At 46.8% G+C, this 19307-nt stretch carries 22 protein-coding genes; 11 read left to right on the top strand and 11 right to left on the bottom strand.

Features of this window, described 5'->3' with window-relative positions:
* Positions 1–7 precede the first annotated feature (7 nt).
* The 5 genes from HY200_10900 to HY200_10880 form a co-directional block, all read right to left on the bottom strand.
* Positions 8–622: a hypothetical protein gene (locus tag HY200_10900; protein ID MBI3595453.1), complete on the bottom strand. Its 615-nt coding sequence runs from the start codon at positions 620–622 to the stop codon at positions 8–10.
* Positions 619–2172, bottom strand: a complete 1554-nt coding sequence (locus HY200_10895) for an NAD(P)H-hydrate dehydratase (GenBank protein MBI3595452.1) — start codon at positions 2170–2172, stop codon at positions 619–621. Before HY200_10895 ends, HY200_10900 begins: the two co-directional genes overlap by 4 nt.
* Complete coding sequence (acpS, locus tag HY200_10890; GenBank protein MBI3595451.1) at positions 2159–2539, bottom strand: holo-ACP synthase; 381 nt, start codon at positions 2537–2539, stop codon at positions 2159–2161. Before acpS ends, HY200_10895 begins: the two co-directional genes overlap by 14 nt.
* A 30-nt stretch (positions 2540–2569) precedes the next feature.
* The gene (locus HY200_10885) at positions 2570–3298 is read right to left on the bottom strand and encodes a pyridoxine 5'-phosphate synthase (GenBank protein ID MBI3595450.1); all 729 of its coding nucleotides are present in this window, start codon (positions 3296–3298) and stop codon (positions 2570–2572) included.
* A gap of 155 nt (positions 3299–3453) precedes the next feature.
* Entirely contained in the window at positions 3454–4488 is a 1035-nt protein-coding gene (locus tag HY200_10880; protein ID MBI3595449.1) for an FAD:protein FMN transferase, read from the bottom strand.
* Positions 4489–4528: 40 nt separating this feature from the next.
* Here HY200_10880 and HY200_10875 point away from each other — a divergent pair, with 40 nt between their 5' ends.
* Genes HY200_10875 through HY200_10860 form a run of 4 tightly spaced genes read left to right on the top strand, consistent with a single transcriptional unit; the run spans position 4529 to position 8680 of the window.
* A complete protein-coding gene (locus HY200_10875; GenBank protein ID MBI3595448.1) occupies positions 4529–6514 on the top strand; it encodes an ATP-dependent helicase in 1986 nt (661 codons plus the stop codon).
* On the top strand, positions 6511–6975 hold the full coding sequence (locus HY200_10870; GenBank protein MBI3595447.1) for a DUF4149 domain-containing protein: 465 nt from the start codon (positions 6511–6513) through the stop codon (positions 6973–6975). Before HY200_10875 ends, HY200_10870 begins: the two co-directional genes overlap by 4 nt.
* Positions 6968–8179 (top strand): iron-containing alcohol dehydrogenase, encoded by a 1212-nt coding sequence (locus HY200_10865; GenBank protein MBI3595446.1) that lies wholly within the window; start codon positions 6968–6970, stop codon positions 8177–8179. Before HY200_10870 ends, HY200_10865 begins: the two co-directional genes overlap by 8 nt.
* On the top strand, positions 8180–8680 hold the full coding sequence (locus HY200_10860) for a DUF2127 domain-containing protein (GenBank protein ID MBI3595445.1): 501 nt from the start codon (positions 8180–8182) through the stop codon (positions 8678–8680).
* A gap of 7 nt (positions 8681–8687) precedes the next feature.
* Here the strand turns inward: HY200_10860 and HY200_10855 are convergent, their stop codons facing one another.
* The 4 genes from HY200_10855 to HY200_10840 are packed head-to-tail and all read right to left on the bottom strand — an operon-like array spanning position 8688 to position 11729.
* Complete coding sequence (locus HY200_10855) at positions 8688–10094, bottom strand: NAD-dependent malic enzyme (protein ID MBI3595444.1); 1407 nt, start codon at positions 10092–10094, stop codon at positions 8688–8690.
* Positions 10091–11041: a tRNA epoxyqueuosine(34) reductase QueG gene (gene queG, locus HY200_10850; GenBank protein MBI3595443.1), complete on the bottom strand. Its 951-nt coding sequence runs from the start codon at positions 11039–11041 to the stop codon at positions 10091–10093. The genes HY200_10855 and queG overlap by 4 nt, the downstream gene beginning before the upstream one ends.
* Positions 11042–11058: 17 nt before the next feature.
* Positions 11059–11499 (bottom strand): type II toxin-antitoxin system VapC family toxin, encoded by a 441-nt coding sequence (locus HY200_10845; protein MBI3595442.1) that lies wholly within the window; start codon positions 11497–11499, stop codon positions 11059–11061.
* The gene (locus HY200_10840; protein MBI3595441.1) at positions 11499–11729 is read right to left on the bottom strand and encodes a hypothetical protein; all 231 of its coding nucleotides are present in this window, start codon (positions 11727–11729) and stop codon (positions 11499–11501) included. The genes HY200_10845 and HY200_10840 overlap by 1 nt, the downstream gene beginning before the upstream one ends.
* Before the next feature lie 114 nt (positions 11730–11843).
* Here HY200_10840 and HY200_10835 point away from each other — a divergent pair, with 114 nt between their 5' ends.
* A complete protein-coding gene (locus HY200_10835; protein ID MBI3595440.1) occupies positions 11844–13127 on the top strand; it encodes a hypothetical protein in 1284 nt (427 codons plus the stop codon).
* On the opposite strand, the gene der is transcribed toward HY200_10835, so the two are convergent.
* Both der and HY200_10825 read right to left on the bottom strand, forming a co-directional pair.
* Positions 13124–14458, bottom strand: coding sequence for a ribosome biogenesis GTPase Der (gene der / locus HY200_10830; protein ID MBI3595439.1), 1335 nt, complete (start codon positions 14456–14458; stop codon positions 13124–13126). The two genes, HY200_10835 and der, sit on opposite strands and share 4 nt — an antisense overlap.
* Positions 14459–14636: 178 nt before the next feature.
* Positions 14637–15191 carry a hypothetical protein gene (locus tag HY200_10825; GenBank protein ID MBI3595438.1) on the bottom strand — a complete coding sequence of 185 codons (555 nt, stop codon included), beginning with the start codon at positions 15189–15191 and terminating at the stop codon, positions 14637–14639.
* A gap of 169 nt (positions 15192–15360) precedes the next feature.
* Between HY200_10825 and HY200_10820 the strand changes: the two genes are divergently transcribed.
* From HY200_10820 to HY200_10795, 6 genes are all read left to right on the top strand, one after another.
* Positions 15361–15669 carry an MTH1187 family thiamine-binding protein gene (locus HY200_10820; GenBank protein MBI3595437.1) on the top strand — a complete coding sequence of 103 codons (309 nt, stop codon included), beginning with the start codon at positions 15361–15363 and terminating at the stop codon, positions 15667–15669.
* Between the two features lie 35 nt (positions 15670–15704).
* On the top strand, positions 15705–16061 hold the full coding sequence (locus HY200_10815) for a cupin domain-containing protein (protein ID MBI3595436.1): 357 nt from the start codon (positions 15705–15707) through the stop codon (positions 16059–16061).
* 89 nt (positions 16062–16150) lie between these two features.
* Positions 16151–16762 carry a DUF177 domain-containing protein gene (locus HY200_10810; GenBank protein MBI3595435.1) on the top strand — a complete coding sequence of 204 codons (612 nt, stop codon included), beginning with the start codon at positions 16151–16153 and terminating at the stop codon, positions 16760–16762.
* 1 nt (position 16763) lies between these two features.
* Positions 16764–16946 carry a 50S ribosomal protein L32 gene (gene rpmF, locus HY200_10805; GenBank protein ID MBI3595434.1) on the top strand — a complete coding sequence of 61 codons (183 nt, stop codon included), beginning with the start codon at positions 16764–16766 and terminating at the stop codon, positions 16944–16946.
* A 16-nt stretch (positions 16947–16962) separates the two neighbouring features.
* Positions 16963–17979 carry a phosphate acyltransferase PlsX gene (gene plsX, locus HY200_10800; protein MBI3595433.1) on the top strand — a complete coding sequence of 339 codons (1017 nt, stop codon included), beginning with the start codon at positions 16963–16965 and terminating at the stop codon, positions 17977–17979.
* Positions 17976–18962, top strand: a complete 987-nt coding sequence (locus tag HY200_10795; protein MBI3595432.1) for a ketoacyl-ACP synthase III — start codon at positions 17976–17978, stop codon at positions 18960–18962. The genes plsX and HY200_10795 overlap by 4 nt, the downstream gene beginning before the upstream one ends.
* The last annotated feature ends 345 nt before the right edge of the window (positions 18963–19307 follow it).

The raw sequence follows: 19307 nt of genomic DNA, 5'->3' as shown, positions 1-19307 counted from the left end.
TTTCACTCTAGGAAACCGATTCCATTGCTTCTGCCAAATCATGCAACAGTTCAAAGCTGTCAGCAATGGCGTCAGGGTGGGTGTCTTTAACACCATCATAGGGTTTGCTGATAATCACGGCGTCAGGACCAAATTGAGCGGCTGGATATCGATCCAATTGAGCGAGATGCTTTACCACCTGCTCATTTTTAAAAAAACGCCTTGTCCTTTCTTCATCGTTGCTCCGGATTTCAAATCGGGGGTCGAGATCCGGAATGAGCTTTCCCGCGTTTTTTTCAAGACGATTGCTCTGGACAGGTCGGTAAAAGTGCTCTTTCTTGAGGAAAAGGGAGAAAGGAGACTTTACTTCAATACTGCTGGTAAAATAGATGACGCTGGTCTGCTTCCCTTCCGCGATATGAAAGAAGGCCGATACTTTCCGGTTCTGATCTTTTCCCTCGAAAGAGGGAAAAGCGAGTATGTTTTTCTGAATCGCTTTTCCTTCCATCTTTTTTGCATTGAATGAAACTTTTTGAAAGTTCTTTAATATTTTTCTTCGGCTTTGATAGGTATGAATAAACATACTTAAAGCAAGTGCTCCCATCAAAATCGCAAATAAAACGGACAACTGGAAAATCATCATTCATCCTCTTCTGATCTGAATGTTTTTATGACTACGGGTATTTTTTCAATCAGATCGCTTGCGATCATCCCGACTTCTCCTTTTTCTTCACGAGCAAGATCTCCGGCCATGCCATGGAGATAGACACCCGCCTGGGCGGCTTGAACGAGGGATAATCCCTGAGCGGCCAAAGCGCCGATTATTCCCGTGAGGACGTCGCCCGTTCCGGCAGTCGCCATACCCGGATTACCGGTGGGATTAATCCAGACCGATTCATCCGGTGCCGAGATCAGGGTATAGGCTCCTTTTAAAACGAAGACCGATCGATTTTCCCGGGCCGCAACACTGACCATTGAAAATCGGTTTTTTTGAATGGCTTCCGGTTCCATCCCAACCAGCCTTGCAAATTCTCCCGGATGGGGAGTCAAAAGGATCGGGTTTTTTAACGACTTCAAAAGCCCTTTTTCTTCCGCAATTAAGTTGATCCCATCGGCGTCAAGAATAACAGGAATTTCGATTTGCGGCAGAATTTTTTTCAGAAGAGCCCGGGTTTCCCGATGAGTGCCCAACCCCGGACCGATCGCCACGGCCGTTTTACGACGAACAGCGTCAAGGATCGTATCCGCGCCTGCCAGGCCAAGATTCCCTTCTGGCGTTTGAGGCAAGGGGAGCGTCATGACTTCGGGAATAAAGGGATCGGGAGAATCGAGACTCTCGGGGAGTCCCCAGGTGACAAGGCCCGCCCCGGTACGGAGCGCAGCTTTGCAGCAGAGGGCTCCTGCTCCCCGCTTTCCCCTTGATCCCGCCAAAACGAGTAGATGTCCGTAAGTTCCCTTATGACTATCCGTCGTTCGTTTTTTTGGAAGAATTTCCTTGATCTGAAGAGCGTCCAGGAGCGTGGTTTTAATGCCTGCCTGATGCACGAGTGCCGGAGGAATCCCGATATCTTCGACAAATAACTTTCCTCGATAGGCCGCTCCAGGGAAAAGAAAATGTCCTTTTTTGGGGAGGCCGTAAGTCAGTGTAACTCTTGCGTTCACCGCACTTCCCAGAACTTCTCCGGTATCAGCCGAAATTCCGGATGGAATATCGAGCGAGACAATTATTTTACCCGACTGATTAATTTGGCGGATCATCTCTGAAAGTTTTCCCGACACAGGACGGCTCAGACCCGTTCCAAATAGCGCGTCGACGATTATGTCACTTTTAAGAATGAGTGCTGGAAGTTCATCGACACCCATTTTGCCCTGAAATATATTTCCCCCCATTTTCTTGTAGATATCATAATTCACTTTCGATTCTGATTTCTTTGGTGATCCCAGGGGGAGTACGAGGACAGGTGAGAGATCTCTTTGCAAAAGAGCGCGTGCGAGGACCAGTCCATCGCCACCATTGTTCCCTTCACCGGCAACAATCAAAATGGAAAGCGCATTGAGCGGGCCGAAGAGGGAAGCGATGCGTGTATAACTCTTTTGGCCGGCATTTTCCATCAGGATCAGGGAGGAAATATCCTGTTTCGCCGAAGTTTCCCGGTCAAGCCAGGCCATTTCTTGAGCACTAACGACTTTCAAGAATTACCTCTCCCAATGAATAGTCGGTATCATGTGAAATTGAGACATGAATCTTTTCCACTTCTCTCTGACGGAGGATCTCTTTAATTTTTCCAAACACCTGAACGACCGGTTGGCCGGATTGAAGATTTTCAACCTGAATTTCTTTCCATTGGACCCCGCCGCGCCATCCGGTTCCCAAAGCTTTAAACATGGCTTCTTTGACGGCAAATCGGCCGCCGAAAAAAAGATGCGGAGATTTATGACGGAGACAATATTCCTGCTCCGGAGGGGTGAAAATCCGATTCAAAAACCTTTTTTCCCATTTCTCAATGGCCTCTTTAATCCGTCTCGATTGAACAATATCGATCCCGATTCCAATGATCACGGGCCGGTCCCGCCGGTCGGCTTCATGCGATCAAACCTTTTCCGGCGGATTGACCAGCTTTTTCATTTCAGATACCGCCTCCTTTAAGCCGATAAAGATGGCCCTGGATATAATGCTGTGGCCGATATTGAATTCTTCAATCCCTGCAAGTTTGGTCAAGGGGATAATATTGCGGTAATTCAATCCGTGGCCGGCATTGATGCCGAGACCCAATTTGGCAGACATGCTGATAATCTGGGTAATTTTTTTTAATTCAAGTTCGACATCTGAAGCTTTCTCGGCCTGGGCGAATTGACCGGTATGAATTTCGATCTTGTCGGCATTGATCTTGTGGGCCATTTTGAGCTGTTCCATATCAGGATCGATGAAAAGTGACACCGGGATATTACAGTCATGGAGAAAATCAACGGCATTTTTCAAAGAATCTTTATTCAGGAGAATATCGAGGCCTCCTTCCGTCGTGAGTTCCTTCCTCTTTTCAGGGACAAAAGTGACCAGCTGAGGTTTTAGAGAAACCGCCAGTGCGATCATCTCTTCCGTAGCGGCGGCTTCGAGATCAAGCGGAATCTGGAGAACTTCCTTCAGAAGTTTGACATCCCGTTCCTGAATATGACGACGGTCTTCCCTTAAATGGACGACAATGCTGTCCGCTCCTCCCAATTCAGCAAAAGCCACTGCCGTCACAGGATCGGGTTCCATTCCCCCCCGAGCCTGACGGAGCGTTGCGATATGATCGATATTGACTCCTAATTTAGCCATTTTCTTTTCCTCGATAAAACAGTAAATTGGATTATGACAAAAAGAAAACGGTATATCAAGCTTCCACTGAGAACTCTGATTTCTTCCCTTTCTCAGTAAGAAAATGTGTCCGGATTGGTCTGAAACGAATGGCCGTCCGTCAGATCAGGTGAAATTCAGGGGAGTTTGACCTTGTCTTTCAGATTCGAAGAGATAAGGATTTTACCGTTTTTATCGACAATGACTCCTCCCAAATAGGGAAGCTTTTCAACCAGTGCCATGCCTTTCTCAGGACCCATCACAAAAATTCCGGTATCAAGACTATCCGCAATGATTCCTTCGTCAGAGATGAGTGTCACGGATTGACATTCCCGTGCGGGCTGGAGAGTCACGGGATCGAGAATATGATGATAGATCACGCCGTCTTTTTCAAAAAAACGTTCATAATCACCGGCTGTAGAAATGGCCTTGTCTGTCAGCTCAAGGTAGGCAAGGACTTCGCCCTTCTTTCGAGGGTGGGAGATTGCGACACGCCAGGGTTTTCCGTCGGGTCTCTTGCCAAAAACTTTATCGTCTCCTGCCAGCGCGACGATACCGGACTGAATTCCCGAATTTTGCAAGACCGTCTTGACCCTGTCTGCGGCGAATCCTTTACCGTTTCCTCCGGAATCAATCTTCATCCCCTTTTCTGTTAAAAAGACAGTGCGATGGGAGATATCGACGACCACCTTGCTCAAATCGACAAGCGGCCTGATCTGTTCGAGTTCTTTTTGGGACGGGATATGGTGAGACTCCGTGACCCCCCATAGCATGACAGCAGGGCCGATCGCAATATTAAAGCCTCCATCGGTCATTTTTCCAGCCTCCAGTCCCTTTTGAACGAGTTCAAAAGTTTCCGGGCTGACCGCGACAGGTTCAATTCCCGCCATTTGATTTATTTTTGAATATTCGCTGGTCTCCTTGTAGACGCTCAGGAGTTCTTCCAGTCTCCTGATTTCTGCAAAGCCGGCACTCATAGCCTCGTCCGCCGCTTTTTCCGAAGAGGCGGCAACTTTCAGATCCACAATGGTTCCCATCTGATATTGGCTTCTATGATAAACCTCGAGCTTAGGAGAGCAGGCTGAAATCGAAAAAATAAGGAGAACGCCGGCAGTGAGAACCCACATAGGAAACGAGACGACTCTCAGACGCAGACGGGGCAGTATAGTCATTGAGGAGGATGTATAATTATGATATAAATGAAAAAGCTTAATGGGTCAGAGGGGAGGGACCCGCTCGTTGCTGAAGTATACCATAAAGAGACAGGAAACCGAAAAAACTTTTTTAATTGATTACCAGGAAGCGCTTAATTCCGCTCAATTCGAGGTGGTGACTTCTTTGTCAGGGCCCCTGCTTGTCGTCGCCGGTGCCGGGAGCGGTAAAACAAGAACTTTGATTTATCGGCTTGCGAGGCTGATTGAAACGGGCGTGTCACCGAAAAACATTCTCTTGCTGACCTTTACTCGGAGGGCAGCGCAGGAAATGCTGAGGCGGGCGTCCCTTTTGATGGATGACCGGTGTGAAAGAATCTCCGGGGGCACGTTTCATTCCGTCGCCAATACGGTCTTAAGACAACATGGCGGACTCATCGGAATCGAGTCTTCATTTACCATCCTGGACCGGTCCGATTCGGAAGAGATTATTCATCTTCTGAGAAACACCCTCGGACTTGCTGAAAAAAAACGGCGGTTTCCACGAAAAAACACGATTCTCGATATGATCAGTGCCTCACAGAACAAAAATCTTTCTCTCGAAGATATTGTCTTGAGAGACTATGACCATTTTTCACACGAGATCGACAGTTTAATCCAGTTGAAAGAACTCTATGCGCGTTACAAAGAACAGAAACAACTGGTAGATTACGATGATTTGTTGATCAAATGGCTGGAGCTCTTGAAGAAGTTTCCGGAACTTCGAGACCGGCTTTCAATGGAATATCAATACATTATGGTGGACGAGTATCAGGATACGAACCTGGCGCAAGCTGAATTGATCAAGGAACTGGCCGCCATCCACCGCAATGTCATGGTGGTGGGAGACGATGCACAGAGCATTTATTCTTTCCGCGGAGCTTCTTTTCAGAATATGTTTGATTTTCAAAGAGACTTTCCGGAATGTCGAACTTTGACGCTTGAAGAAAATTACCGGAGCCACCAGAAAATTCTCGATCTAGCAAATCATACGAATGAAAAAGCAAGAATGAAACATGGAAAACAGCTCTTTTCCAGAAAAACGGAAGGGATGACTCCGGTCTTGATTCAGGCGCCGGATGAAAATATGCAATCTAAATTCATTTGTCAGAAGATCCTGGAACTTCGGGAATTGGACATTCCGCTGGAGGAAATGGCGGTCCTTTTCCGTTCCGGTTCCCACTCTTTTGATCTTGAAATTGAAATGGCCCGATACCATATACCGTTTATTAAGAGAGGCGGAATGAAATTTATGGAGACGGCGCATATTAAAGATGCGTTAGCGTATCTCCGGGTTGTGCAAAATCCCAAAGATTCGCTCGGATGGATCAGAATTCTTCCAGCCCTGGATGGAATTGGAATCAAAACTTCTCAAAGACTGATACAGATCCTTTTAAACGCCGGAAATCTGCCGGAGGGGATCCGTCAATTGAGGATGCAGAAAGAGAAACAGATTCAGCCCTTATTGGATCTTTTGGAATCGATCCTGGACCACTCGCCAGCCACTCAGGTTGAAAAAATCGTCGATTATTACTTTCCCATTATGAAAGAAAAATTCGATGACTATCCAAAAAGACTCAAAGATCTTGATCATTTGAAGGCTCTTGCGGAAAGATATCTTTCACTGGAACACTTTTTGTCAGAACTCATGCTCCACCCTCCGGAAGGGAGCGTGGCAGACGTGGACGGAGAAAAAGAAGTTGAAAAAATGGTTCTTTCCACGATTCACTCTGCCAAAGGACTGGAATGGAGAGTCGTATTTGTGATTTGGCTTCTAGACGGAAAGTTTCCATCGCTTTATTCTTTTGAAAACCAAGAGGAGCTGGAAGAGGAAAGGCGCCTCTTTTACGTCTCGATAACCCGGGCCAGGGAGCAGCTCTATCTCTCCTACCCCATTAATATCTATGATCATCGGTCCGGTTCGGTCCTTTCCAAACCGTCATCCTTTTTAGACACCTCCTCTTCCGGATTGCTGGAGGAATGGACAGTGGTCGGTGAGGAAGCATGAAAGGAATTTTTAAATTTATCCACCTTTTTTCGCTCATGGTTTGGTTTGGAGGCGTTATTTTCTTTACGACCTTTGTTGCTCCGGTCATGTTCAGGGCTTTTTCCACTGAACAGGCGGGCGATGTCATGGGAGCCATTTTCCCGGTTTATTACTTAATGGGCTACAGCGCCGGATTTCTTGCTTTGATCTCCCTTTATTTCTCCTCCAAAAAGACTCCTTGGTTTCGACTCATTCTCATGACGATCATGCTGGTTTCCACTTTTTACGGGGGACAAATCGTCGGGAAGAAGGCCGGTGATCTTAGAGTTGCCATTCGGCACGAGTCTGATCCCGGACGGAAGGCGATATTAAAGGAAAATTTTCACGCCGAACATCGTTTGTCCGTGATTTCCAACAGTCTGGTCCTCCTTTTGATTCCGGTTGTTGTTCTGCTTACCTCCAGAAAGATTACCGATGGATAATTTTGTCCTCCATAACCCGACCCGGATTGTCTTCGGAGCGGGAGCCGTGGATCGCACAGGACAGGAAGTGAAGGAATGGGGACGAAAAGCCTTTATTGTGACCGGGAAAACCGCCGTCCGCCGATTTGGCATTCTTGATCGTGTGGTTAAATCTCTCAAATCGGCCGGAGTCGAGTCGGTGGTATACGACCAGATAGAAAGTAACCCGAGAACCGGATCGATTGATAGCGCGGCAGTGGTTGTCCGAAAAAATCAATGTGACTTTGTCATTGGCCTGGGAGGGGGCTCCCCGATGGATGCCGCAAAGGGAATCGCGGCATTGGCGACACAGGACGGATCGATCTGGGACTATATCAAGAGCGGTCCGGGCCCCCATAGGACAATTACAAACGCCTTGCCAGTCATGACGATTCCCACCTTTGCCGGAAGCGGTTCGGAAGTCAACTCCTACGGCGTCGTGACGCATTGGGATCTTCGTCAGAAGGCCGTTTTTGCGTCAGACCTTCTTCACCCGAAAGTTGCGATCGTCGATCCGGCTCTCACCCAAACGGTTTCTCCCTCTTCTACCGGCGAAGGGGGAATAGATATGCTTTGTCATCTTCTGGAAAGTTATTTCACCGGAAACGACAACTCCCCCGTCCAGGATCGATTGACGGAGAGCCTCGTGTCCGTTGTGGTTGATAATTTGGGAAAAGCCATCGAAAATGGTAACGATCCGGAAGCGAGAACAGCCCTCTCCTGGACCAGCACTTTGGCGCTTTCGGGATATATTGATTCGGGCCGTGAAGGCTCGTTCCCTTTGCACTGGATTGAACATGCCTTAAGCGGACATTATGATATTCCTCATGGGCGGGGTCTCGCGATTCTTCTCCCGAGACTGGTGGCTTTTACATTGGAAAGCCGTCCCGTGCGATATGCTCAGCTTGCAAAGAGAGTATTCGGTCCCTATGTGGTTGGAACAGGACGATCCCACCTTGAAGCCGCTCATATTTTTCACCAGGAGTTAATTAAATGGATGAAAGGGATCGGAATGTATTCTTCATTAAAGGATTTTGGCATTGACGATGCCTTATTTGAAAAAATGGCGGACGATACGATTCACTTATACGGAAAGGGCCGTCCTTACCTTGAAAATCCAAGAAAAATTGCAAAAGAGGGCATCTTAGAGATTTTGACTCAAGCCCTGGGAGAGAATGGCCGTTGAATGTCTAACAAATCCGAATATTTTCTGAAATTTATTATTTGGGAACGGATGGTAAAAGGGATCCTGCTCATTCTCATTTCAGTTAAAGGAATGTCTCTTCTGAACAGAGATCTGCATCAAGTCGTTGATCAGCTGATCAGCCAGTTCAATCTTGACGTGGATCGATCTGTTATCGCGATTACGTTGAAGAAGGCCCGAATGATCAATGGCCATCTTCTTTTTATTATTTCTGTTGCGCTCTTTCTCTATGGCGTACTTGATCTGGTGGAAGCCTATGGACTTTACCTGCGAAAGAGGTGGGCAGAATATCTGACGGTATTTGCAACGGCGCTTTTTATTCCTTTTGAAATTTATGAAGTATTGGAAAAGATCACGCTGATTCGTTCCGGTGCGCTGATCCTCAATATCCTGATCGTGATCTTTCTGATTCGGCACAAAGAACTTTTTCCCAATACCCCGCTTTTGGGAAAAAAACGACTGGTTCAGGGGGCAGAACGGTAAGTCAGGGCTATTTCCGTTGAGAGACCTCTGAGGCCACAGCCGCTTTCAAAACTTCCCTGGCGACCGTTTCACCGACCGAACGGTTAAAAATACTCGGAATAATATAATCCTCAGTGAGCTGGTCTTCCAGGACGAGAGAAGCAATCGCCCGGGCTGCGGCCAGTTTCATTTCCTCATTAATTCTTTTCGCCCTGCAATCGAGCGCACCCCTGAATATTCCCGGAAAACAAAGAACATTGTTTATCTGATTGCTGTAATCTGAGCGGCCGGTGGCCATGATCCGAACATAAGGTGCCGCTTCTTCAGGCATCACTTCCGGGACCGGATTGGCCAGAGCAAAAACAATTGCGTCGGAGGCCATCGTTTTCAGCCACTCCGCACGCATCACGTCGGGGCCGGAAAGTCCGAGAAAAACATCGGCTCCTTTAAGCGCCTTTGACAGATCTCCGGCCTCACGTTCCGGGTTGCTGTGTTCTGCAACCCAGACTTTTTGCCGGTCCATATTTTTTTTTCGGCCGGTATAAAGCATTCCTTCCCGGTCACAGGCAATAATTTTTTTCACACCGGAAGAAAGCATCATTTTGATGCAGGCTGTTCCCGCCGCGCCAATTCCGCTGACCACCACCTTGATCTCATGAAGGGGTTTTTGAACGATTTTCAAATCATTAATCAGTGCGGCAAGGACCACCACCGCGGTTCCATGCTGGTCGTCATGAAACACCGGTATATCAAGTAAGTCCCGGAGACGCTCTTCGATTTCAAAACAGCGTGGTGCTGAAATATCCTCCAGATTGATTCCGCCAAAGGGAGTTGAGATCAGTTGAATAGTTCGAATAATTTCTTCAGTGTCTTGAGACTCCAGACAGATGGGGAAGGCGTTTATAGCACCAAATTCTTTAAATAGCATTGCCTTCCCTTCCATGACGGGGAGGGCGGCCCGCGGTCCGATATTGCCTAGACCCAGTACGGCACTTCCATCGGTCACAATGGCCACGGAATTTTTCTTCATGGTGAGTCGATAGACATCGTCTGGATTCCTGGCAATCGCTTCGCAAATCCGTCCGACACCCGGAGTATAGGCCCGGGAAAGGTCATCCCTTGTTTTCAGGGGACTCTTGCAGACGACTTCAATTTTTCCTCCCAAATGGAGTAAGAAGGTCTGATCGGAAACATTCAGGACCGTGACGCCCTCGATCGTTTTCAATTGGGCAATAATCTGATCTCCATGTTCCGAATTTTGAACGTTTACGGTGATGTCCCGGATTAAATGGCCGGGATGGGCCGATACGAGATCAATTGCCCCGATATCTCCTTTAAGTTCTCCGATGGCGGAGGTGATCTTCCCCAGCATTCCCGGTTTATTATGGATCTGAAGCCGAAAAGTGAGACTGAAGCTCGGACTCAGCTGGTTCATGGTTTGACCGATACCTTCCCGGAACTTTTTTCGGGCATTCTGTTACCTTCAACGGATTTAAGATTTCTCATTAATCCGGAAAATTTCAATCGTTTAAGAGGACTCAATTTGAACATTTGATTGAAATCCGTTTCTGAAAGAGTTTGGGAAGACAAGTTTTTAAGAAAAGGATTCATCTCCCGGAATCCCGGTTCATCGCTAATTTGAGGCGAATTATTCCAGGGGCAGATGTCTTGACAGTCATCACAGCCATATACCCATTCGCCCAATTGGGGCTCCTGATCTTTCGTAAAGGTTCCTTTCTTTTCAATGTTCAGATAAGAGATACATTTTGTGGCATCCAGTGAATAGGGAGACAGGGCTTCCGTCGGACAGACCTGGATGCATAAAGTACACTGACCGCACAAATCGACTCCGGGAGAATCATAGTAATCCCATTTCCGGTCGATTAATATGACTCCGAGAAAAAGAAAGGAGCCATGGCCTGGCGCAATCAGGTTGGTGTTTTTACCTATCCAGCCCAGGCCGGCTTTCTCAGCCCACGCTTTTTCCATCACCGGACCGGTATCGACATAATATCTTGCACGGGCTCCCGGGAGAAGTTTTAAAATAAATCCGGTCAGTACTTCGAGCTTTTCTTCCATAATCATATGATAGTCGACACCCCATGCGTATCGGGAGATCTTGGCCTGGCCGGTCATTCCGGGAGGATCAGGAACATAATAATTCATTCCGACGACAAGCACTGTCCGAACGCCTTCCAGAACCAGATCCGGGTTGAGCCGCTTTTCTTTTGTCCTTTCCATCCAGGACATTTCTCCATGCTTCCCTTCCTGAAGCCAACTTTCAAGGAAATTCAGTCGAGAAAGCGATTCAGCGCGTGCGGCGCCAATTTTAAAAAAGCCGATTTCCTCAGCCTTTTCTTTGATTTGAGAGGAAAGAGACATAGTTTGGGACGGCAGGATTATTTTTCCGGATTCAAAATCTTGAAACCGGTCAATTTGCAGGTTTCCAGTAAATGGAGGTCAGACGAAACGATCGTAGGTTTCAAGGCAAAAACTTCTATGGCGTAGGAGATCTGAAGAGCAGTCGAAAAACGAAGGTAAGGGTGCTGCAGGAGCAGGATTTTACTGTTTCTAATTACCAGGGGCGATATATTGATAATTTTGAAAAAGCCCTGCTCGATTTCGGACTCAAATTTATAGACGACCGTATAATAGTCATCGCGGGTCAGATCGTTCTTTCGGACTTTTTTATTCAGGGTGGAGAAGAGTTCTGTCATGGTGCATTCGGCCAGGATGACCTGGTTCCGTTTCTCCTGTAAAATTTCATTGATTCGATGTGTTCCCAACTCCAGACAATATCGTTTAGCAACTGCAGTCGTGTCAAAATAGAAATAGGCCATTAAATTTGCTCCCTGTCGATCAAAACCTCCTGGGAAAACGCGCGTCTTGATTTGGACAATCGATCCTGAATCTCTTCCAGTGGAAGATCTGAAAAACCGAGTTTTCTCAAAAGCGGTTTCATGCCCAATGCCTGAGCCTCAGAGGTTGATTTTGCAAGACGTTTTAAAATGACATCTTTGGAACTAAAGCCATATTCCTGCTTGGTGATTTTTTTCGAACCTTCTCTCATGGTGCCTCACAAGTCAATTTACTTTGTTGTAAAATAGCCTTGCTGTGAACGGATTGTCAAGACGAAAATTCCGTCATTTGATTTTTAAACACCCTTTCTATAGAATGTTGAAGCATGGTGAGAATAGATACGATTATGCTTCCTGATCCGCTTGGTGTCAGTCAACTCTTTGTCGATATTGCCCGCACCCTTACACCCGAACTTACAGACCGTCAAATTGCGGAAAGTCTTCTCAAGATTTTCTCCCGCTTCATCTCATATCAAAAGGTGGCCTTTTTTTTTCTGAACGAAGAAAAAGAACGGTTTGATTTTCAACTCGGCGATTCTCTTGCCGAGGCTGACTTTAAAAATATCGATAAACCGCTCCAATTCAAGATCCCGGAGGCGTTTCGGGGAGGAAAGATTCTTCAATTTTCTTCAAACAAGAGAAAGTCAGATCAGGAGTGGGTGACTTTGTTGAGAGAAAAAAGACTCGACGCAGGTCTCCCATTATTGACCCGGGGAAAGCTGACAGGATTCGTCTTTTTAGGCATGAATTCCGAATGGACCGGGCTTAAACCGGAAGTTGAACAGTTTCTCCTCCTGATAGGAGAACAGGCGGCTATTACCATTGAAAGCAACCGAATGGCCCAGGCGTTAAAGAAGTCAAAAGTCCTGGTCCGCCGGACAGACCGACTCAAATCTCTGGAGACGATTGCGGGAGGAATGGCACACGAAATCCGCAATCCTCTGACCTCGATCAAGACGTTTGTAGAACTTGCGGGCGAAAGACGGGAAGACGCCGATTTTTTTAACAGCTTTTCAAAGGTCGCCCGCGAGGATATCGGACGAATTGAACGGATCATTCGGGAAGTGCTGGATTATAGCCGGTACATGGAACCGATCTTTACGGAAGAAGACCTCAATGAAGTGATTCAGACGACCCTCCCTTTTATGATCGTGGAGGCCAATAAACGGGGAGGCCGGTTTTTAACCGAGTATCAGAAAGATCTCCCGCGAATAGTGATCGACCGTCAGCAGATCAAGCAGGTGCTTTTGAATCTTTTCATCAATGCATTGGATGCGCTCCCTCCATCAAACGGAATCATCAAAGTGAAGACGAGTCAATTTAATCGAAAGGAGACTTACTGGATCCGGATCATCGTGGAAGATAACGGAATAGGCATTCCGCCTGAAAATCTGGAAAACATCTTTGATCCTTTTTTTACAACCAAACATGAGAGCAAGGAGAGGGAAGGGACAGGACTAGGATTGGCAATCGTCCACCAGATTGTTCAGGACCATCGCGGTGAAGTAGATGTGAAAAGCACTCCGAATGTGGGGACCCTATTTTCGGTCGATCTTCCTTCCAATCCCTTGATTTACGAAAGGCGAAAAGGGAGGCAATCCAGGAATTAATCTTTTTTATAGATATTTTTTTTCTGTTTAATCAAAAGTCTGACCGGGGTTCCCTTGAATCCGAAACTTTCACGAAGGGAATTTTCAAGAAATTTCTGATAACTCCTTGTTACACCATCCTTAAAATTGGTAAAAAAAATAAAAGTGGGCGGTTTGGTTCCTCCCTGGGTGGCATAATTAATTTTAACCGGTTTTTTGCGATAGAGCGGAGGAGGAAATTTTGCCAGAATTTTCTCCAGAAACTGATTGATTTCGGAAGTGGAAATTCGTTTCTCGTAGGATGCCATTATTTCATTAATGGTTTTGTAAATTTTCTCTGGATCGAATCCATCCTTGGCAGAAAGAAAGAGGAAGGGGAACTCTTTGATAAAGGAAAAATAATTGACCAGATCTTTTTCAAACTTTTCCCGTGCTTTGACGATCTCCTTTTTCAGATCCCATTTATTGACAATGATTGCGAAACCTTTCCCTTCTTCAATGACCCTCCCGACCAATTTAATATCCTGGTCGGTTATTCCTTCCCCGCCGTCGATTAAAATAAACACGATATCCGATTTATGAATCGACTCGTCCGACCGGATGACACTCGCTCTTTCAACCCCTTTTTCGATCTTGCCTCTTCTTCGGATTCCTGCAGTATCAATAAAGAGGTAGTTCCGTTCCTTCACTCGGACCAGCGTATCGATGGCATCCCGAGTGGTGCCTGGAGTCGCACTGGTAATCAATCGATTTTCGCCAAGCAAAAAATTGATGAACGTCGACTTTCCCACGTTGGGCCGGCCGACCACAGCGACTTTCGCAAATAGGTCGATTTCTGGCAAGGACTCCGAGACGGATTCTTCCGGAAAAAGCTTTTCAACCGCTACCATTAAATCATCAATGCCGGTACCCGCTTCCGCAGAGATGGGGAAGATCTCTTTGACGCCTATCTGATAGAATTCATAAAAGCTCTGGAGAAGTGCAATCCCTTCTATCTTGTTCACCACGTAGAGAGTGGGTTTCTGAAAGGGTCGTATGAGGTTTAGAATTTCCCGGTCATGAGGGAGCGGCCCGGTCCGGCCGTCCATGAGAAAGAAGACCAGATCAGTCTCTTTAACGGCTTTTAAAGTCTGGTCCTTGGTATCTTCCGTTAAAGGGAGAGAGGGATCGGCATAGAGTCCGCCGGTATCAATCAGAGTATAGGATTTGTTGTCATGGGTGAATGCGCCATAGAGACGGTCCCGGGTTACGCCGGGCTGGTTTTCGACCACAGCGCTTCTTCGTCCGACCAATCGATTAAAAAGAGTCGATTTGCCGACGTTCGGCCGCCCGATAATAGCAATCTTTTTCATAAAAGAGAATGATTCAACTTGAGATTGAGGGGTTTTAAATTGCCGCTAATTTGACAGAAGAGAAGGGGTAAGTTGCCACGCCACTGTCACAAAGGCGACTGTGGCGTATTAGGTCAATACGTTGAAGAAGAATGAGTGACGAGAACGCCGCAAATGACCCCTTATCGACAGGCCAGGTTTAGTGGAGGGTGTCGAGCGTGATATTGATACCCTTTCCACCTGAAGCGACAGGATTCTTGGAGTATTTCCCTTCAATATCTCCTGGGCCCATGGGACCTGCGGCCCCATTTTTCATTAATTTTGCGACAATATTGAATTGTCCCGATAAAGTGGCTCCCGGCATAATCACATCGGCCTGAGAAAGGGTATATTCTAACGGAAATTTCGGGCTTGCGATTCTCTGGGAGGCGACGGGAGGGACCCCGACCTGAGGGCCTTCAGACGGCTTTGCGCTGATGAAAAGCACGGCATTCGGATCCACTTTTCCTGATAATTTCGAGTCGAGTGCAATCGTCCCTGAAAAGGTACCTCCAGTCGTGGCATTCTGGCCGGAGGGTGTTTCGGCCACTGCCGCCGCAGGAGACTGTCCGTAACTGTTTTGCGCCGCTGGGCTTGCCGGAGGCGGAGTAGAACCGACCGGCGTATCATTTTTATTGCAGGCCGACAGCACCGACAAGATCCCTGTGAACAATAAAATCATAAGGTATCCGCTTCGTCTTGTTTTCAATTCCATTCAAATCTCCCTGTAAAATAAGATGATTTTCCGAAAAATACGTTTTTATTATTATCAAAAAGAGATCCCATGTCAATCTAAAAACCTTTCTTATTACCAATTGCACCCCCTTTTTTTTAGTGGTATGATACCGGGGGATTTTAACTGATTTCATACGGGGCAAAGGAAAATGGTTCTTTTGGAGTTTAGTATGTCTCCACTTGATAAAGGGGAAAGCGTTGGAGAATATGTTTCTCGTTCACTTAAAATAATCGATGAGAGTGGCGTGGATTACCGCTTAAATCCGATGGGAACGGTGCTCGAAGGAGAATGGGATGAAGTATTTGGCGTAGTTAAAAAGTGTTATCAGGAGATGTCCAAGGAATGTAACCGGATTTCAACAATCATTAAAGTCGACTTCCGAAAGGGAAAAACAGGGAGGCTCGAAGGAAAAATAAAGAGTGTCGAGCAGCGGTTAAATAAAAAATTAAAAACTTAACGGAACCACCCTCTTGTTGAACAGGATGACCCAAAATGCCATTTAAAAATCTCAAAGAAGCGGCCTCATTCTCAGCTGAAAAAATGAAAAAAAACAAGGTGTTTGAAACTTCCCGCCTGAACTGCGACCTTTACTGTTTTGAACCGGGCCAGGAGCAGAAAGTTCATAGTCATGACGATCAGGACAAGATATATCTTGTGATTGAAGGGACAGGGACTTTCAAAGTCGGGAGTGAAGAAAAGATATTGTCAAAAGATATGGTCATCCTGGCAGAAGGAGGCGTGGACCACGGGGTTAAAAATAACGGAACAGGTCCTCTGACACTCTTTGTCCTGGTCGCACCGGCCGGTCACCATGCTCCTCACGCTCAGGGTCACGGGCATCACCATTAGGCTTGAATCTTGCACTACTTATCGCTTGACTTTCTCCATTCCTGATCGATATAATCCACCGTTTGTATTCCTGAAGCAGGTATAAGTTCATGAAAATAGATGTTTTATCAATACCTGATGAAGGAAAGGAGATCGATTATCAGGAGGATCCTCTCGCGCTTCAACTTTCTCCCGAGCTTGAACTAAAAGGAGAGGTTCGAATACGGGGTTTTCTCTACAAGACTGGGAAAACGATCATCGTAAAAGGAATCATTGAGGCGGAACCGCATCTTGAGTGCGGCCGATGTTCAAGCTTTTTTTTTCTCCCCCTCTCCTTTGAATTTGATCAACTTTTTGTCCCGAAATCTCCCCAGCGACCCGTTTTTCATAAGACCCGGGATGAGAAAAAAGGAAACAGACATCCCAAAACGGGAAAATCTGAACTTTCGGAACCTGAAAGCGGTGACGAAGAAGGGATAGACCCTTTTAATGAGAATTGGTATGAGGGTTCCTCTCTCTCTCTGGATGAAATGATCAGAGAACAGGTTCTTCTGGCGCTTCCCATGAGACCTCTCTGTACGCCTGAGTGCAAGGGACTCTGTCCGGTGTGCAAGAAAAATCTAAATCTGACGATCTGCGACTGTCCCAAAGAGGTTGAGGAAAAGTTTAATATGATGAAAAATCTATTCAATCAGAAAATGAAAGGCGATAAAGGAGAATAACATGCCGAATCCAAAACATAAGATATCTAAAGCGAGAAGAGATAAACGGAGAGCAAACAAGAAACTAAGCCGGCCTAATTTGAGCGTCTGCCCCCAATGTCTTGAGCCCAAGCTTCCCCATAATATTTGTCTTAATTGCGGCACCTATAAGGGCAAGGAAATGATTGCCATCAAGGAAGTCTAAAGATTCAATGGGTGGGATAAAAATTGCGCTGGATGCGATGGGTGGCGATTTTTCACCCTCGGCCGAAATTGAAGGAGGAGTTTCCGCATGCAGGGAATGGGGAATTGAACTCGTCCTGGTAGGGGACGAGACGAGAATTTCGGCAGAATTAAAAAAGCATTCAGTTGAAAATCTTCCCATTTCGATTCTTCATGCCGAGCAGATTGTGACCATGGAAGACGCTCCTTCTATGGTGATCCGAAAAAAAAGAAACTCTTCCATCTGGAAGGCGACAGAACTGGTAGAACAGGGAAAAGCATCCGCGGTTGTCAGCGCTGGAAACACCGGTGCATCCATGGCTGCCGCGATTTTCATTCTCAAGCCTTTAAAAGGGATAGATCGTCCCGCCATTGCGGCAATTTTTCCGACCTTAAAAGAGCCCATGATCATTATCGATGTCGGGGCCAATGTGGATTGTAAGCCGAAGCATCTTTTCCAGTTTGCCGTGATGGGACATGTTTACTCAAAACGGGTCTTCGCTATTCAAAAACCAAAGATCGGGCTCTTGAGCAATGGGGAGGAAGATACCAAGGGAAACGATTTGACGAAGGAGACTTTTAAACTTTTAAAAACCCATCTTTCCGATTTCCGTGGAAATATTGAAGGAAAAGATATCTTTAAAGGTGACACTGACGTCGTGGTTTGTGACGGTTTTGTGGGGAATGTCGTTCTGAAGACCAGCGAAGGACTTTCGGAAGCCATGTTTAAACTCCTCCGGGCAGAAATCAACAGATCTTCTATACTAGGAAAGCTCGGATATCCGCTGTTGAAGTCAAGTTTTTCCCGATTTAAAAAACGGGTCGATTATTCCGAATACGGAGGAGCACCCCTGCTCGGGGTCAACGGGATCTGTATGATTTGCCATGGTCGGTCAACGCCCAAAGCGATTAAAAATGCCCTGGGCCGTGCCTACCATCTTGTTAAACAGGAGGTCAACGCCTATATCCAGCGGGAAATTGAATCTACCCTAACGCTTGAATCCGGACCAAAATGAATCAAAAATATTCCCAGATTGTGGGTACGGGATCGTACCTTCCTCAAAAGGTGATGACGAACGCTGATCTTGAACGGATCATCGATACTTCCGATGAGTGGATTAGGGAACGAACCGGGATTAGAGAGAGACGAATTGCGGACGATAAAGAGGCCGCTTCTGATCTGGCGGTGGAGGCGGCAAAGAAGGCATTGCAGGCGGCCGGCATTGGACCCGAAGAGATTGACCTGATTTTGGTTGCGACCTTGTCGCCCGACATGGCCTTTCCTTCCACGGCCTGTATGGTACAGTCCGTGATTGGCGCACGCAAGGCGTTTGCCTTTGATCTTTCGGCCGCCTGTTCAGGTTTCATTTACGCCCTTTCCGTTGCGGATCAATACCTGAAGTCAGGTCGGTATCGTTATGCGTTGGTGATTGGGTCGGAAGTGATATCCAGAGTGCTCGACTGGAAAGACAGGAGCACCTGCATCATTTTTGGCGATGGAGCCGGGGCGGTCGTCCTGAAAGCAATAGATTCGAAGAGAGGAATCCTTTCCACCCATCTTCATTCCGACGGTCAGTATTGGGATCTTCTTTATGTTCCAGGGGGAGGATCGAGACTCCCTTTTACCGAAACAGTTCTGGCAGAGCGCCAAAACTTTTTAAAAATGAAGGGGAGTGAAACGTTTAAGATTGCTGTGCGAAATCTTGAAGAGGTCGCCTGGGAAGCGCTAAACGATCTCCATCTCTCAATTGAAAATATTGCCCTGATGATTCCTCATCAGGCCAATATCCGGATCATCAGAGCCCTTGCAGACAGGTTGAAACTTCCGGAGGAAAGAGTTGTGGTTAATATAGACCGGATCGGCAATACTTCGGCGGCATCGATACCGATTGCCCTGGATGAAGCGGTTCGGTCCAATCGGATCCAAGAAGGGGATTTTCTGCTATTAATCGCTTTCGGAGCCGGATTGACCTGGGGTGCATCGGTCATAAAATGGTAGCCGGATTAGGCTTGACTTTGGAAATGAAAATGATCAATATCTACTCGATTTCATTAAATTTAAAACGAGAATCCGGTCAAATCGTGCCCCCTGCCTCCTGGGGTTTTCCGCAGTGGAGAAACCTGAAGAAGGTCGCAAAACCGCAGAATCAAGTCGACCGGGGCATGGGGTGCCACGACGCAGTGGATCCCGTGAATCCAGTATACGGCAGAGGGTCATTTAAGTCGGCCGGTCTCAGGAGATCATGTTGATCGCATATGTCTTCCCTGGACAAGGCTCCCAATATGTCGGAATGGGTAAGAAAATTGCGGAAACCTATCCGGAAGCCAAAGCGATATTTTCCCG

Source organism: Nitrospirota bacterium, from assembly GCA_016194305.1.
GTDB lineage: Bacteria > Nitrospirota > Nitrospiria > JACQBW01 > JACQBW01 > JACQBW01.
Note: the sequence above shows the minus strand (reverse complement) of the source record. Positions and strands in the feature narration are given on the sequence as shown.